Origin of the sequence: Cytobacillus sp. FSL H8-0458, from assembly GCF_038002165.1 — a bacterium.
GTDB lineage: Bacteria > Bacillota > Bacilli > Bacillales > Cytobacillaceae > Cytobacillus.
Window position 1 is genome coordinate 3,174,124 of record NZ_JBBOBR010000001.1, and the last position, 16,026, is coordinate 3,190,149.

The 16,026-nt window shown below is 38.3% G+C and carries 14 protein-coding genes; 4 read left to right on the forward strand and 10 right to left on the reverse strand.

The annotated features are described in order from the left end of the window. Window positions 1-64: 64 nt before the first annotated feature. From NYE23_RS15585 to NYE23_RS15600, 4 genes are all read right to left on the reverse strand, one after another. The gene (locus NYE23_RS15585; protein WP_341079110.1) at window positions 65-1,630 is read right to left on the reverse strand and encodes a glutathione ABC transporter substrate-binding protein; all 1,566 of its coding nucleotides are present in this window, start codon (window positions 1,628-1,630) and stop codon (window positions 65-67) included. A 124-nt stretch (window positions 1,631-1,754) separates the two neighbouring features. After that, complete coding sequence (locus tag NYE23_RS15590) at window positions 1,755-3,233, reverse strand: amidohydrolase family protein (RefSeq protein WP_341079111.1); 1,479 nt, start codon at window positions 3,231-3,233, stop codon at window positions 1,755-1,757. Then, window positions 3,230-4,738 (reverse strand): amidohydrolase family protein, encoded by a 1,509-nt coding sequence (locus NYE23_RS15595; protein ID WP_341079112.1) that lies wholly within the window; start codon window positions 4,736-4,738, stop codon window positions 3,230-3,232. The genes NYE23_RS15590 and NYE23_RS15595 overlap by 4 nt, the downstream gene beginning before the upstream one ends. A gap of 130 nt (window positions 4,739-4,868) precedes the next feature. Then, window positions 4,869-5,234, reverse strand: a complete 366-nt coding sequence (locus NYE23_RS15600) for a DUF488 domain-containing protein (protein ID WP_341079113.1) — start codon at window positions 5,232-5,234, stop codon at window positions 4,869-4,871. 115 nt (window positions 5,235-5,349) lie between these two features. Between NYE23_RS15600 and NYE23_RS15605 the strand changes: the two genes are divergently transcribed. Continuing rightward, a complete protein-coding gene (locus NYE23_RS15605) occupies window positions 5,350-5,574 on the forward strand; it encodes a hypothetical protein (protein ID WP_341079114.1) in 225 nt (74 codons plus the stop codon). 314 nt (window positions 5,575-5,888) lie between these two features. After that, the gene (locus NYE23_RS15610; protein WP_341079115.1) at window positions 5,889-6,419 is read left to right on the forward strand and encodes a hypothetical protein; all 531 of its coding nucleotides are present in this window, start codon (window positions 5,889-5,891) and stop codon (window positions 6,417-6,419) included. Window positions 6,420-6,605: 186 nt separating this feature from the next. Here the strand turns inward: NYE23_RS15610 and speB are convergent, their stop codons facing one another. After that, window positions 6,606-7,598: an agmatinase gene (speB, locus tag NYE23_RS15615; protein WP_341079116.1), complete on the reverse strand. Its 993-nt coding sequence runs from the start codon at window positions 7,596-7,598 to the stop codon at window positions 6,606-6,608. Window positions 7,599-7,607: 9 nt separating this feature from the next. Beyond that, window positions 7,608-8,714: a YkvI family membrane protein gene (locus tag NYE23_RS15620; protein WP_341079118.1), complete on the reverse strand. Its 1,107-nt coding sequence runs from the start codon at window positions 8,712-8,714 to the stop codon at window positions 7,608-7,610. Window positions 8,715-8,959: 245 nt separating this feature from the next. Here NYE23_RS15620 and NYE23_RS15625 point away from each other — a divergent pair, with 245 nt between their 5' ends. Next, window positions 8,960-9,394: an Lrp/AsnC family transcriptional regulator gene (locus NYE23_RS15625; protein ID WP_341079119.1), complete on the forward strand. Its 435-nt coding sequence runs from the start codon at window positions 8,960-8,962 to the stop codon at window positions 9,392-9,394. Between the two features lie 126 nt (window positions 9,395-9,520). Here NYE23_RS15625 and NYE23_RS15630 read toward each other — a convergent pair whose 3' ends face one another. Beyond that, complete coding sequence (locus NYE23_RS15630) at window positions 9,521-9,895, reverse strand: DUF402 domain-containing protein (RefSeq protein WP_341080751.1); 375 nt, start codon at window positions 9,893-9,895, stop codon at window positions 9,521-9,523. A 423-nt stretch (window positions 9,896-10,318) separates the two neighbouring features. Between NYE23_RS15630 and NYE23_RS15635 the strand changes: the two genes are divergently transcribed. Beyond that, the gene (locus tag NYE23_RS15635) at window positions 10,319-11,557 is read left to right on the forward strand and encodes an IS110 family transposase (protein WP_341076294.1); all 1,239 of its coding nucleotides are present in this window, start codon (window positions 10,319-10,321) and stop codon (window positions 11,555-11,557) included. A 1,229-nt stretch (window positions 11,558-12,786) separates the two neighbouring features. Here the strand turns inward: NYE23_RS15635 and NYE23_RS15640 are convergent. The 3 genes from NYE23_RS15640 to hemG form a co-directional block, all read right to left on the reverse strand. Beyond that, the gene (locus NYE23_RS15640; protein ID WP_341079121.1) at window positions 12,787-13,350 is read right to left on the reverse strand and encodes a DUF2268 domain-containing putative Zn-dependent protease; all 564 of its coding nucleotides are present in this window, start codon (window positions 13,348-13,350) and stop codon (window positions 12,787-12,789) included. A 334-nt stretch (window positions 13,351-13,684) separates the two neighbouring features. After that, a complete protein-coding gene (locus tag NYE23_RS15645) occupies window positions 13,685-14,059 on the reverse strand; it encodes a YciI family protein (RefSeq protein ID WP_341079122.1) in 375 nt (124 codons plus the stop codon). Window positions 14,060-14,571: 512 nt separating this feature from the next. Next, window positions 14,572-15,957, reverse strand: coding sequence for a protoporphyrinogen oxidase (hemG, locus tag NYE23_RS15650; protein ID WP_341079124.1), 1,386 nt, complete (start codon window positions 15,955-15,957; stop codon window positions 14,572-14,574). Window positions 15,958-16,026 lie beyond the last annotated feature (69 nt).

Sequence of the window (16,026 nt, forward strand, 5' to 3'; positions counted from 1 at the left end):
CACCTTTCGTGCCCCGGACAAGATAAAAGGGTACCCAGAATGGATATCCCTCTTATCTTAGAGCTTATTTAATTGAAATGTCATTGATCTCTAAGTATCCAGATGGACTTATAGAGAAGCCTTTTACAACTTTTGAAATAGCCGCCATATTCTCAATTACACGAACCGGAATATATACGGATTCTTCCATTTCGATTTCCTGAGTTTTTGCATAGAACTCCATCCGCTTATCCGAATCTTTTTCAGCCCGTGCAGCTTCTATTAAGCTGTCCACTTCTTTATTGCTGTAAAAGAAAGTATTGCCGGCAGCGCCGTGTGAACTGCTATGGAAAAGGTTATATTGATTATAATCAGCATCTCCCGTCGCATTTCTCCAGCTTAAAATAAACATCTCGGAATCACCGCGGTTTACTTGTTCGACAAATGTCCCGTATTCATATACCTGAATGTCCAGTTTGATTCCTATCCCTTTCAGCTGGGACTGAAGAACCTCCGCCATATTGATCCATTCTTTCTTATCCATTGTTTTCAATGTGGATTCAAAACCATTTGGGTAGCCCGCTTCGGCCAGAAGCCTTTTTGCCTCATTGAGATTATATTCGTATGCTTCTAAGCTTTCATGATACCCAAATACCTTTGGCCCCAGCAGTGAATTGGATTTTTTCCCAACATTCTCAAATACTCCTTCCAGAATGGAATCCATTTCAACAGCATGTCCAATAGCTTTGCGGACCCGGGCATCATCGAATGGCTCCTTTTCAACGTTGAACCCAATATATTCTGTACCAAATCCTTCACTGCGGAATATTTCTGCATTTTTGGAGTTTTCCACCGTTTCCATCATTGTGACCGAAAGAGGTTCGGCTATGTGGGCTTCGCCTGTTTCAAGCATGGATATCCTTGTTGTTTCTTCAGGCACAATTTTAAAGATGACTTTATCCAGCTTAGATTGAGTCCCCCAATACTTTTCATTTTTGTTAAAAACAATTTCCTTTCCTGGAGTCCAGGATTCAAATACAAATGGACCTGTCCCAACAGGTTCTTGAATCACTTTCTTTCCATATTTCTCAATTGTTTTTGGTGAGATAATTCCGCCTTCATGACTGGCCAATATGGACAGTAAGGGTGAAAATGGCTCTGATAGTTTAAATTGAACAGTAAATTCATCAACTGCCTTTACTTCTTCTACCATTTTGAATACGACAGCTCTTGGAGAAGCAACCTCCGGATCTAATAACCGGTCAAATGTCGCTTTCACTGCCTCGGCGTTAAATGCAGTCCCATCATGGAATGTAACATTCTCCTTAAGCTTGAACTCCCAAGTTGTATCATCTAACTGTTCCCACTTCTCCGCCAGCAGCGGTTTGATTTCGGCATTTTTATCCCGGCCAACAAGACCCTCATAAATCTTATTATGTGTTACGCTGGCAGCATTGATCGTCGACATAAAATGATGATCTAAATTTTCCGCATCAGATAAACGGGCTATAACTAATGTTCCGCCGTTTTCAGATGCTATTCCCTTGGTGTCCTGACTGCTGTTCACTTGCTTCTTGGTCGAACAGCCTGAAATAAGGATTGCGATCAGCAAAGCTAAAATGACTAACCCTATTCTTTTTTTCACTTTCAAATTCAATCCTCCTTTTTTAAGCCCTTAAGCCTTTATCTAATTATATAAAATATTCTGATTAATCTTTTTCTACTTTCTTTACATGTTTTTAAACTTTTTCTACTACTTATTAAAAATATTAATGTCATTGCTGATTAATAGAATCGACAACTCTGAAAGAAGGCGGCAGCAATTCATTTTCCGGAAGCTCTTGATAATCTCTTTTCAAATAACCTTTTTTCATTTTCATAAAATATTCTTTTGCTTTTCCTTTTAATGCCTCTAAATTAAGGTTGGGTAATTTTCGGTCTTTCATGACTACTTTCCCATTAATGATGGATAACTTGACATCTCTTCCAGTTCCGCTTATCATCACTGTCCTTAGGGGATCATCTAAAACTCCCATATGGAATCCGTCTAAATCAATTGCAATAATATCTGCTTTTGCACCAGCGCAAAGACGGCCCAAATCTTCTCTTCCCAGAAACTTTGCAGCCCCTAACGTAGCAGCACGGTATAGATCTGAGTATGATGAGTCTTTAACTTCTTTATTTACGATCCGGGAAAGCATGCTTCCTGTCCTGATATTCTGGAACATATCGGGAGGAAAGGTGTCTGTTCCCAACGCTAAATTAATTCCTGACTGCTTATATTTTGCAAAGGATTCCATTGCCTGCCCATGCCTTCCAATTATCAATGGGCAATGAATAACAGTTGTCCCCGTTTCCCTCAGAAGTGACAAATCATCCCCGCCGCCTGTTTTTGCCTCACTGTATCCTGCAATAAAATGGGCATGAGGAATCGCCGTTCTGGATCCTAAAAATCCAAGATTATACAAGTGCCTAATTGGCGTTACGCCATATTTCTCAACCATAGTATGGTATTCAAAATCACCTTGGGCCGCATGCAATTTTATCGGAACTTTATAATGATCACTATATTGCTTTGTCCTGAGAAGGCTTTCTTCCGTTTGACTTTCAATCCGCTCAGGTGCAAGCATTCCCCTGACCAAACCATTAAATGAACCATCAAACTCCTCCAAAAAACGCACAGCTCTTTCTAATCCTTGCCTTCCAGCTTCTTCATCCCAATAAATCTTTATATTGCCATCAGCCTGAACGACTCTTATCCCCGATTGATAGCTTGGCCCCAGGTATATGCGCAGTCCCAGGTCAGCAGCATGCCTCGCTGCTGCAGCAAGCTCCTCATATGTTTCTGCCCATTTTTTATAATGTACAGAAGTGATAGGCATAGCTGTTGTAATTCCATGAAGAATCAGCTGTGAATAGGCATATAAAGATTTAAAGGCCTCTTCCTCAGCCGTCATAATTTCATGGTGCCCTTTATTCACATACTTCTCTGACCAAAGCAGATTTTTCTGTCTTGCTGAACTGGCCTCCAAATGCAGGATATCATGATCAATATCGCCTAATGCATTCAAGTCAATAAATCCCGGACTGATTAAAGCGCGGCCGGCATCTATAACTTTATCAGCCTGGCCCGAATAACTTTTTCCAACATAAATAATGGTATCATTTTCAAAAACAACTTCAGCATTTTCTATCAGGACATGATCTTTTCCATCATATCCAATAACATATTTCCCCTTTAGCCTGGTCTTCATTGATGATCCCCTTTCTCCCCAACAGCTTCTTCCGCGTTATGGTCCATTCCATCTCCATAGGTTCGTGTGTGACCCCAAAAATATTTCGTTTGCTTCATGTATCTTTCTAGACCAGCACGCTTAATTGTTGCGTTAGCTTCTTCATTTGCTTCCGCCAAAACTGATTTTTCATCTACGGTCAAGACTGCTCTGTCTTTCATAAGGACCCTGCCATCTACGATAACATGCCCCACATCAGCTGCATAAGCTTGATGGACAAGCCGATGAATATGCATAAATTCAGGTGTTAAGTGCGGCTGATGCATGTTGACAGTTATAACATCGGCCTTTTTTCCCGCTTCAAGTGAGCCCAATTCATCATCCCATCCAATACATTTTGCTGCATCAATCGTAACCATCTCCAAAAGTTTACCAGGAGGCAAGCAATATTCATCTCTATGAGCGGCCTGATGTATAAATTGTGTTTTTCTCATGGCTTGAAACATGTCAAAGCCAGTGGATGGTGAAGTACCATCTGTTGATATGGCAACTGTTGTTCCCAGCTCGATCAATTCTATCATTGGTGTGCGGGCATGAATTTGAGAGAATCCAGGAGAGGCACTGACATTTGTTCCGGTTTCAGCTAATATTTTCGCTTCATCAAAGGATATCCCCCGGCAATGCTGAAGATGAACATCAGGACCTAAAAGAGCATTCTCCCAATCCTTTACTGCTAAGTGAATCATGCCTCCAAAAGCATCAGAGTGGATTCTTGTATTATATTTTCTGGCAATTTCTCTGACTTTCTTTGCTTGGTATAAATCATGTTCGGTTAAATGATGAAGTTTCGAAGGTGAAGTTGGGCCGGACGGTTCAACTGATGTAACAATTACGAAAGGCGTAATAAATGCTCTTGTCAGGTCTTGATTGGCATGGTTTAAAGCTTCAATCACTGCTTCAGCACCATTTAACACTTTCTCGTAGGTGACTTCTTTAGTAATTCGTTGACCGTCTATCCACCTGCTGAATGAATGAGGCCATGGCGGATTGCAGGGACCGGTGCAAACAACCTCCCTGACACCAGTCTCTGCATAGGCTTTTGCATGATTGAGGGCAAAAATCGGATCATCCGACCTTGGCATTGAGCCAAGAACAGATACACCTGTTGTTATGCCAGCCTTCAGACGTTCAAGCGCTGAAAGCTTTCCTTCAAAATACCAGAATTCATCTGTTACAAAATGCTTATACGTATTCGTCATGATAGGCATCCAATCATCCAGGCTTTCCATTGCAATTGTCTTAAACATTGAATGTCCGCCATGTCCATGTACATCTATTAATCCCGGCAGGATACAATGATGGCTGCAATCTATTACTTCTTTCGCTTCATATTTCTGCAATAGTTTTTCACTCATATCCACATCCAGGATCCTGCTGCCTTTTATGGCAACAGCTCCATCGGTGATGATTCGCCTGTTTTGATCCATGGTAATGACTGTTCCATGAATCAGGAGTAAATCGATCATTCCCTTCCCCCTCACTTCTTTTAACTTTAAGTATAGGAAAAAAGAAAACACTAAACTTTCAGAATCATTACTTAATTTTAAAGTATTTCTACCTATTTTTTATTTTTTTCCTGCCTATAACATTAAGCTTCTATTTCTCCTTGCTTAATAATTCTTCCAATAATACAATCGCATGGTTATTTACTGGATCTTTTGCAGCATATAGTAATGTAAGTTTTTGCTTCTTCGATATCTCGTACAGTTCTTCCATCTTGCGAATCTTGTCTGTCTGTGTGCGCAGCTCAATGAGATACTTTTCCCGGAACATACCGAAAAGTTCAGGCTTATGGTTAAAAGATTTTCTAAGTCCGCTGCTTGGTGCAACTTCTTTCTCCCAGGCTGATAAATGTGCATCTTCTTTTTTAATTCCCCTCGGCCACAGCCGATCCACTAATACCCGGTATCCATCAGCCTCTTCATGCGGATCGTATACTCTTTTTATAGTAATTTCAGCCATTTCTTCACCACCAGATTATTTTCGCGTTTCTATCTCTCTTGTCATTTGCTATAATTTATACAAATACCAATTATACAAAATTTTCTAATTCAATTAAATGTGAGGTGCAAGGAATTTGACAGGTATTATTGCCGTTATTATGACTTTCTCTATTCCCATCATTGCCATCCTGACTGTTCATACTCAAAAACTCGCAAAGATCAAACATAATATGACCAAAGATGAAATCACCCTGGAAAAGCTGAAGCAGGAAAACTTTTTGCTTGAAACCGAAAAAATGAAGCTCGAACTGGAGCAAATGAAGCTTGAAAGTCCTAAGGATCTTACCAAAATCATATAAGCAAAAAATCCCCATCTTACAAAAAAAAGGGTTCCATACTGAAGTACTTTTCTAAAAAAATGCACAGGAATGACAATCCTTTTGACATCCAATATGACATAAAAAAAGTAAAACTCGCTCCTAATGGCGAGTTTTCTTTGTTATAAATTAGTCATTTTTATTGAGCTAAAGCACCCCTTAGTTGAAAAACCACCTTCTCCTTAGTGGATATTTTTTTCGTACTATTCATTAAATAAAAAGATTATGTTTTTTGTCCAATCAATGATTTGTTCTATTTAATATACTATTAAAAAACATGAAAGGATTGATTAATATTGAGAAGCAGCAGTTGCTCATGTAATAAGAATAGCTGTCCTGAGTGTAATCCATGTGAACCTATTGGTCCTATAAATCCAAATGTCCCATGCACATGTTCTGCCTCATTTAAAATCAAATCAAAAACTCAAGTATCTATATTCCCAGTGGGAAATAAATCAGGAATCTTAACAGTAATCGGTAGCATCTGCCCTAATTGTCATAATGATACCAGTAATTTTCTTATAAGCTTTACCGATTTAGACATATCCGAAGGAGATCAGAGTTTTAGAGTTTCTCCAGTTTCTATAGAACCGATTGGATGTAGCCAAAGTGACAATAGAATAACCCTAAGTATAAGATTTGCTGGAATTTATAAACCAACAGTTGGAAATCCCCAGCTAGCAATTGGTCAAATGAACGTTAGCGACAGCATAGTAGATGGACAAGATACTGTAGAAATTGCACTATGGGATTTTAGTTTCAATAACTTTCTGGGAGCAGCAGCCAATATTCCTCCAACATCTGTGACTATTACTCAATGTTTCTAATGTTACTGCATTCATATTGCTCTGTTTTGTTTCGCAATATATGTCTAAAGTGACATAGCAGCATAAATTCTTATTAAAGAAACCTGCCCCTATAATTGAATAAAAAAGACCGGCTGTTGCAGCCGATCGTTAAGAATCTGTTAGGTTAAATAAGAAGTGTAAATACAACGGTTTCTTTCCTTACTGCTAGCTCAAAAAAATACGAGAACCATCCCCCTGGTTCTGTTTTTCTCTTATAATGAAGTTAATAAAATCAACAATTAGTCTTGCTGCAATTTGTGAAGTTACGCCGGTTGGGTCGTATAGCGGGTTTACTTCAACTAAGTCAAAACCGATTACTTGCCCTTTTTTTGCGACTGCTTCTAATATTTCACTTACTTCATCATAAAAGAATCCCCCTGGTGAAGGTGAACCAGCTCCAGGTGCAACAGAGGCATCTAAACCATCGATATCAATCGTTACATAGTACTTTTCGCCATTTGGCATCTCTTTCAATGCTTCTTCAATTCCCATTTTTCTAATTTGTTTAGGTGACAAAATCGTACTTCCATAGGCACGGGCATCGTCAAAGTCTTCTTTCTGGCTGCTGCCAACCCCTCTTATTCCGAGCTGTGCCATTTTATTGATATGCTCCATTTCTGACATTCTTCGCATCGGATTGCTTAACGTAAAGCGCTGACCAGAGGCATCCTTTAACCAGTCGAGATGGGCATCGATTTGAACAACATTCACTTTTTGCTCACTCTCTAAAGCAAAAGCAACCGGGCTCGTGATCGAATGATCGCCGCCTAAAACAATTGGAATAGCTCCTTTAGAGATAATTTTCCGAATGGCTTCTTCGGTATTTTCATGACTTTGTTCGACGTCTCCATTGATTATGGAAACATCGCCGCAGTCAACGACCTTCCAGCCATCATTATTGTAGACAATATCTCTTTCATGATCATAGCCTGAACCAAATGCATATAGAGAAGACTGCTCACGAATCGATCTCGGTCCCATCCGAGCCCCGGAACGCCAGGCGGTGGTCATATCATTGGGAACACCAATAATTGCAAAATCAGCATCTAAATCATCTAAATTCGTACAAATTGGATACTTTCGAAAGGATGTTATGCCTGTAAAGGGCATATCCAGTTTTACTCTTGTATAGTCTGCTTTTTTTGAATATTTACTCATATTTTCCCCTCATTCACTTAAATTTTTATCAATATTAACTGTAGTAGAAGTTGCACTTTCAAGTTTTCCCTTATTAATAAATTGGCGGTAAAGCATTCCAACCATTAAAATTAAGCCGATATATCCGACAATCGGATAAACAAGATCAATGATCTTCGCAAATGGAAATAATCCGCCAAAAAATCCTAATATTGTTAAAGTAACAACAAGAATTCTATATTTAGATAGGTTGTCTTTTGAAAATTGCTTTGCAACCGTCCATAGCATTCCAACCGCTGTTGTATAAATAGCAATGAGCAAAATAATCGAATAGATTGTTGCTAAAGCCGGACTAATTTGATCAGCTAGAACTAATGTCGGAATAGCTTTTGTGTGGAGATTTTCAATGTTTGATAGAATCCCAATATAGATGGCAAAGACGCCAATCAGCATAATGAGCCCGCCCAGACTCCCGCCAATGATTACATTACTTCTTTTTACTTCACCTTTACCTAAGTTTGCCAAAAACGGAAGTGCTACAAGTAAAACAAAGGAAGAATAAATAAAACCGGCTTGCCACCAATCACTTGTAGCCTTTGACAAGTTAAGCTCCTTAACAATATCCCCTGCTTGCGAAAATCCTGCTGATTCAAAATTTCCGATCCCTACAATGACGGCAAAAAGGACAATAATCGGCCCGGCAATTCCCAGGATTTTAATAATGGTTTCTAATCGGAATAAAGCGGTAATTAAAACGGCTATGGCCATGATTGCTCGGCCGGCGACTATTCCCAAACCAAAATGTTCAGAAACCGTTGCCCCTGCTCCGGAAATCATCACGACAAAAACGATTAGGATAAAGAGTTGTGCGAACCAATAAAAAAACAGCCCAAGATATTTTCCGCAAAAATAAATAAAAACATCTTTTGAATCTTCTGCTTTTAATTTAAGTCCGACATCCATAGCATAGGCACCAAACCACATATGCAAGACGGCTGCAATGATAATTGCGCCAATGCCAAGGTAACCAAAGGATACAAAAAACTGCAAAATCTCTTGCCCTGTTGCTGTTCCACCCCCTAAGATAAATGATACAAAGGCACCTGCTAAGACAATAATTTTAAATGTATTATTCATATTAACCTCTTTTCTATGTTTATTAGATTCGTTACAATTGCTGAATCTCCACAGTCATTTTCAGCCGGTTAGAATCACCCTCATTTCGACGTTTTTATTTTTTCATTTTTCAAACAATTTTTATGATACTATAATAGTACAATTAAATAAGGATTTACATATTAAAAGGTAGGTATTAAATGTAATAAAAGTTAAATTTGAAGGGAATTTAGGCAATTGGTTTACACTTTGAAGGATGTGAAGAAATGGATAATTTGGATATTAAAATGATAACCATACTGCAGGAGGATGGACGAATCTCAATCAGTGATTTATCGAAAAAGTTAGCCCTAAGTCGGCCAAGTGTGTCGGAACGCTTAAAGCGCCTTCAGGAAAAAGGGATCATTGACGGCTTCCATGCCCTAGTTCCTCCTGCGGCTGTAGGAAAAAAATTATTGGTTATGATCGAATTAAGTGACCTTAAGGTATCCCAAGACGTATTTGAACAAATGGTTAGTAACCAGCCAGATGTGATCGAATGCCATCGAGCCACAGGACATGTTCATTACTACATAAAGGCAGCTATAAAGGGAACTGATGAACTATCGCAACTAATCGGAAACTTCATCCCCTTTGGGAATACCAGAACATCTATCCTGCTGGCGTCTCCTGTTGTCAGAAAAGTGATATTACCCGGCTGAAACGGCCATGGTTGTGACACGGGGACGGTTCCGAAGCAAATACACTGATGTTGTCTTGCGGAAGAGTTGGAAGCATTTATAAAGCCACTACATAAAAAATCCCTGGATTTAACCAGGGATTTACTTTTATATGGCGATTTTTGAGATAAAGTTTTTAAGAATTGTTTTATAATCGCAGCCAATAATGAAAATTTTGAATGGATCCACCTTTAATTCTTTTGGATACCCATATTTAATACTATTTAATTCAAATTCATCCTCATTAACTACTGTCCATTGGTTATTCTTCTCCTGAATAAAATCTAAATCTAGATCAACAAAACTTATTTCTTCGTTTTTAAATAAGGTAGGTTTTGCTACATTGCAATAAGTAGAAACAACTTTTCCGTCTTCAACTTCCATTGCAGCTGTGAACCATTCTTTCAAGGGAATGTACTCTAATGAGGTATTATCAATAATTATAAATCGACCAAAGAGGAAAATGTTCCTTCGTTCATTTATTTTTCCTCAAAGTTTTAGATGCTTACCATCATTGTCATTATCTCGCATATACGGGTATAACCAATGTTATATTTAGGTTAGATAGGTAAAACAGTTGATAATAAAAGGACCACACATATTAGACATATCTAAAATGTGTGGTCCTTTATTTAGTCCGTTCTTAAACTAACGCACCCGTTCGTAATATAAGGTTAGCCAGATATTTCTGGTTGACCTTTTAATTTTGGGTCTTATTATATAACGGTAGTCGGGGTAGAACGTCGCACCCGTGGGTTAAATCCCGTCAACTAAACTGTTCACCCCCTACTTGTATAAACATGTTTCAGGCTGGTTGGGACAAAGATCCCGTTTAACAAGCGAACCTATGACATTACAAGAAGCCTTAGGGGATACCGACAAATTGAGTTTTAGGAGGAGAAAAGCATGAATCCAGTCATTGGCCTGGATGTATCAAAAGGAGAGAGTCAGGTTCAAGCATTTTTAGACAAAGGCAAACCGTATCGGAAGAGCTTTAGTATCAAGCACAATACCGATGGTTTAGGTAGTTTATTAGAGTTCCTTCATGAAGTAGAAAGTTCAGCTGGTAGTCATCAGCCAACGGTGGTTTTAGAATCAACAGGACATTACCATTTTCCTGTAATTCAATTTCTTGAGGAGCAAAGTTTTGTTTATATTGTTGTCAATCCTCTTATCTCCCATCGAGCCAAAAGTTCGAGTTTGCGGAAGGTAAAAACAGATGCAATTGATGCTTACCACCTTTGCGAGCTGTTTTATAAAGAAGAGTTAGAGCCTTATAAAAAAAGAGGAATTCAACTTTTAAATCTTCGTAATCTAACAAGACAACAAGAAAGTATTGCCGAAGTATCAGCACAGACGAAAATACAGCTGCATACCCTTTTGGATCAGGTATTTCCTGAATATAGAGGAGTTTTTGGAAGTTTATATTCCAAAGTCTCATTGCTTACATTATTAGCATTTCCTACTTCAGAAGTAGTGTTAAGTGTGAGTGAAAGAGAAATAACAGAGAAAATAGCTTCGCTATGTATGAGTCGTTCAGATGCATGGGCAAACGAAAAGGCTAAAAAATTAAGGGAAGCAGCCCTTCGTAATCCGTTTCAAAACAACCTCTACCAGAGTAATATTTTTAATCTAGAGTTATTAGTCAAGATCGTTCTTCAATACCAAGAGCATCTATCTAAAATTGCAGTTGAAATAGATGCCCTCGCTAAAGAAATTGAAGAATATCATATACTTCAGTCTATCCCTGGAATTGGAGAGAAAATCGCCGCCACGATTATTTCCGAAATTGGTGAGATAGATCGGTTCAATGATGCCAAAAAGCTCGTTGCATTCGCTGGAGTGGATCCTAGTGTTTTCTCTTCTGGTAAGTTTACCGCATCAGTAAATCGAATTACCAAACGAGGTTCTAGCAGGCTTCGTCATGCCTTGTATATGGCTGTTCAAAGTGGTATTCGTGATGCTCGTAAAAAGAAAACAACTGATGAAATCATCGCACGCAATAAAAAATTAAGGGAGTTTTACGATAAGAAACGGGAAGAAGGAAAACCCTTTAGAGTAGCAGTTATTGCATGTGTTAATAAGCTCTTACATTGGATTTTTGCCTTACTAAAAAGCAGAACTATTTTCCAAGATACAGATTAAAAACTATATCTAACTAAATACAACAAAACCTTCCAAATAAGACATAGAGGAAGGTTATTTGGCATGAACATTTTTAGTATATCATGACGTTATTAATCATTTTATTGAAAAATGTTGACAAACTATTAGCTGGTTTAGTTTAAGTGCAATATTTCACAAACTTAATTAATCATCGAAACTGTTAGTATGTTGACCTAGAAAGGCATACCAAGTTTCGGTATACCTTTCAGTTAAAATCTTATTAATATGCCATTTCGATTATTTTTTGAATGTTTTCTTCATCAACTTCTATGTTAACTTTCGTACTTAGGCATTTATTTAGTCTTAGTATTTCTGGAATCATACTTATTATCGTTTTCATAATTTCATTGGTATTACGTTTACTATTCCAACTTTCTAATAACGATAATTGCCAGTGGTTTAATTTCCTTCTCTTCCCCTCAATTTTCGACCAAACACCACATGGACTGTCTAAATGTATTTCCATTTCCATATACCATCCCGAGACGACTAACCACCGAATTCTATCGAGATTAGATATAGCATAATATATTTCATTCCTCATAACGGCTCTATATGTTTCGTGAATAAAGGCAAGAAGTTTTCCCCTCCAAAACTCTACTTCTTCCGATGAAGGTTCATATGCTTTGTTTGACGATTCTTTTATTACCTCGCTAATGATATTAAATGGATCGTATAGAACTTCATATCCTTTTAACCATATAGAAGGTACAACTTGTTCAGCGGAATGATACCAGCTATCTACTTTTACAAAAGAAGCATAATGTGTAACTACAACTGGTGACGCACGATTAAAATCTTCATAAAATAATACCTCTCCCCATTTTTGTGCTCTCTTTCTTTTTTGTAATATAAAATCAGGTTTTTTTTCTTGGGGTTACAATAATATGAAGATCAATATCAGAGTAAATGTCAGAATTGCCCTTAGCCAATGAACCTCCCTGGTAAATAGCCAAAACGTCAGTATCTGATGTTAAATCATTCAATGCATTCTCTAGGAGAATATTCCGAAACTCAGGTAATGATAAATCCCTTTCTAAATGTCTACTTACGAATCCCACACATAACAATCCGCCCCTTATAATGGGGATTTTTTGTAGTATTAAAAAATTCAATATATAATTCTTAAAGTCCTTTATAAGCTATTCTTCATCTTTTGTTATATAAGAAAATGAGGTGAGGCAGCTACATCCGTTAATTTTTACACATTAGCTTATTAAGGTATTAGTTGCATAACACTCCAATAATACAGAAGGCTCAACCGAAAATAGTTCCCTTATATCTTTTATATGGTTTGTTGATGTATAATTTGAAATTACTTTTAAGGCGAATGAATATCCCGCGAAAACAGGTATTCCTTTTTTGCGGCTCCCAAAGCATAATGACCCTTTTAGATTATCGTCTGTTGATTTAAGATGTTCTTTACACTCATTCCAATACCTTGACTCTACCTCAGCTGGAAGGTTATCTTTCCACCATCGCCTATCAGGATACAAAGAAAGAGAAAAATACTCTGCTGTTCCCTCCATTTTATACCATTCTTCTAAAGTAAAAGTACTTAACGATAAGTTATAGATAGGGTTCTCGGGACTAGCGTGATGACATTCGTGGGCTAGTAAATATTGAAGAAAATCAATATCTGGTTGAGGAGGTAACGCCATAATTACGTTGCCTGGACCATTGGTAAAAGCATTAGTCCACAAGGATTGCGGCTGTTCTTGAACATAAGCACCCATTAGCTTAACGAAGAATTTATTAAAATTGTTCCCCAATAAAGAAAACTCATAATAAAGAACACAGATAGAAATACCGTAAGTGCCTTTGGCAATTTTCTATAAAAATAAATTAAGGCTAATCCTATCAATATGTGAATAACAGCAAAAAGAAAAATACTCAACTCTTTCACCTCTACCAATAATTGTAACATTTTGTATATTAGTGAGTATATCTATATTTCATTAATCTGCCACTTTAGTTCAATAAAAAAAGCCACCTGGGATGTGGCAGCTGGATCTAAAAGTAACGCATCCTTTAGTTGAATAGGGTATGCGACTAATAACTATTGAGCTTCACACCTGATACTAGAAGAAAAATGAAACTTGACCATTATTCTCTCTTCTCGAAGTAGTGGATAGGGCGGATTTCAATCCTCCAGTTAAACTGCTCAGCTGCATCCAATTGTGTGGTCGGATGTAAGGAGGCCACCCTAATTGCTTCCTTAATGTCAAGTGCCTCTATGATGAACACACTGCCTATCATCTCATTTGTTTTGTCAAAAGGTCTCTCAGTAACCTCAACCTTCCCGTTCATCCGCTTCAAGCATTTTACTTCTAAGTCAACACCAACATCTATAATTACTTGACCGCTCTTGTAAAGTTCCTTTAGGTGGGGCTGACATTCGCTCAGGACAGTTTCGATCTCCGCCTTGGGGCTGGCATCCATTTTCTCTGGGTTGAAGTAACCCAAACACAAGTATTTCATTTTAACGTCTCCTTTTTATAGAAGCAGTTTTTGATACCAATGGTATTCTTTACTATTAAGTAAAATTCGACTAGTCTTTATAAAATCCTTCTTGAACTATCCTGCCCCGTTTGTTTAATAAGAACATTAACAATACAGTCTCGACTGCCACCTTTCACAAATACATTGTAATAATTCGTTAAAATAGTTTCTAAAAAATCTCAACAAAAATTCCACCAGAACATATATTCGTGAATAATTCATTTATGACTACTAAGGGGAGGGGTTCTTTTGAATTCAATTGACCTAATTATTTTAAACTTTAATGAAGTTCGAAGAAGAAGCGTTAATAAGCTGCATAACCCACTCTTTATTTTTTTGGCTGTTTTCGTAAACATTGTTGCTTACCATCAGGTTATAACAAAGAAAACTCGCATTAGAAAATTGCGAGTCTTTGTTATTTAAGGATTTGCTAATTCAATTAAAGCGCCCGAAAACGAACCCTTTACTTACACAAAAGGGGATTTTTGTTTTTACATATTCTCAATAATTTTACCGGCAGTTTCTGCCCCATTTTCAATGCAGTCAGGGATGCCCACGCCGTAATAAGAGCAGCCGGCAAGCCATATTCCCGGGTATTCCCGGCCCAGCCTGCTTTCAATCGCTGCTACTGTCTGCGGATGGGATATCAGATAGTTCGGCATTTTTTCAGTCCAATTTGTCACTTCACTTTCCAAAGGCATAGCCGTTATGCCGAGGCTTTTTTCAATGTCAGCCAGAGCCGTCCGAAGCAGTTCATCTTCATCCATTTCCCTTAGAGATGCAAAGGCCGGATGGCTGCTTTTATAAAATAATCTTACAAGCAAATTACCGCTTTCTGATGTATGCTTCCACTTGCGGCTTGTCCATGTACAGGCATTGCAGGTTAATTCATCCGTATTGGCCGTGATGAAGCCGGTCCCGTCTTCAGGCAGTTCGCTGTCTGGAATATCATAAGCAAGATAAATAGAAATCAGGGAACTGTTCTTCAACGGTTCGAACTCCGCTTTCAGCTCCTCATCATCGAACAGGGCTTCAGCTGCATTATGCGGAATGCTCAGCACTACATGATCTGCCTCCAGGCTTTCGCCATTTGAGAAATCAACCATATATCCGCGATCCGTTTTTTCTATTTTAACTGCCTGTGTGCTTTTTAATATTTCTGTTCCGTCCAATCTTTCCTCATAAGAATCAATTAATGTATCCAGGCCTTTATTAAAGGAAAGGAACTTCTTTCCCCCGCCGCTCTGGAACACCTTTTTATTTTCCTCAAAACCTTTTATAATACTGCCGTATTTTTCTTTATAATCAAACACCTGGGGAAGAGTTGAAGCAATGGTTAAATCACTGAGATTTCCGGAATATACTCCTGAAAGAACAGGCGCAACTTGTTTTTCCACCAGTTCTTTTCCAAAAAAATGCTCCAGGAAATCGCCGATCGAATCGTTCTTTGTAAAGCGGTCATTTTTCGTATAAAAATCCTTCAGGGCTTCCACTTTTCCTTCCGCTGAAACAAGCGTGGATTTGGCAAGAGATTCAACACTGGCCGGAATCCCAAATACAGAATCTGCCGGGATCAGCTTCAGCTCGCCGTCAGTGTAAATATAAGACCGTCCTGCCGCATTGTACACAACCGCTTCTTCCAAACCGAGCTCCTGGATAAAATTCATCGCATTTGCTTTTCGGGCAACAATCGAATCAGCTCCCGCCTCGATAGTGAAGCCGCCTTCCCTTACCGTGCGGATTTTTCCGCCAAGCTGTTCTGCTGACTCTGCCAGCACCAGCCGGATATCCTGATCATTTTCTTTTTTCCACTTATTCAGTTCATACATAGCGGACAATCCTGTTACACCGCCGCCTATGACTAATACTGTTTTCACTCGTATGCACCTCAGTTACATCCAATTCATATATAAAGTGTACCACAACCTAAAGAGATGAAAGAATGT

Bases quoted from the DNA above. Each gene is read 5' to 3' on its own strand.
- NYE23_RS15625 (WP_341079119.1), top strand. From the start codon at position 8,960: ATGGATAATTTGGATATTAAAATGATAACCATACTGCAGGAGGATGGA.
- NYE23_RS15635 (WP_341076294.1), top strand. From the start codon at position 10,319: ATGAATCCAGTCATTGGCCTGGATGTATCAAAAGGAGAGAGTCAGGTT.
- speB (WP_341079116.1), bottom strand. From the start codon at position 7,598: ATGAGTAAATATTCAAAAAAAGCAGACTATACAAGAGTAAAACTGGAT.
- NYE23_RS15645 (WP_341079122.1), bottom strand. From the start codon at position 14,059: ATGAAATACTTGTGTTTGGGTTACTTCAACCCAGAGAAAATGGATGCC.
- NYE23_RS15595 (WP_341079112.1), bottom strand. From the start codon at position 4,738: ATGATCGATTTACTCCTGATTCATGGAACAGTCATTACCATGGATCAA.
- NYE23_RS15600 (WP_341079113.1), bottom strand. From the start codon at position 5,234: ATGGCTGAAATTACTATAAAAAGAGTATACGATCCGCATGAAGAGGCT.
- NYE23_RS15590 (WP_341079111.1), bottom strand. From the start codon at position 3,233: ATGAAGACCAGGCTAAAGGGGAAATATGTTATTGGATATGATGGAAAA.
- NYE23_RS15620 (WP_341079118.1), bottom strand. From the start codon at position 8,714: ATGAATAATACATTTAAAATTATTGTCTTAGCAGGTGCCTTTGTATCA.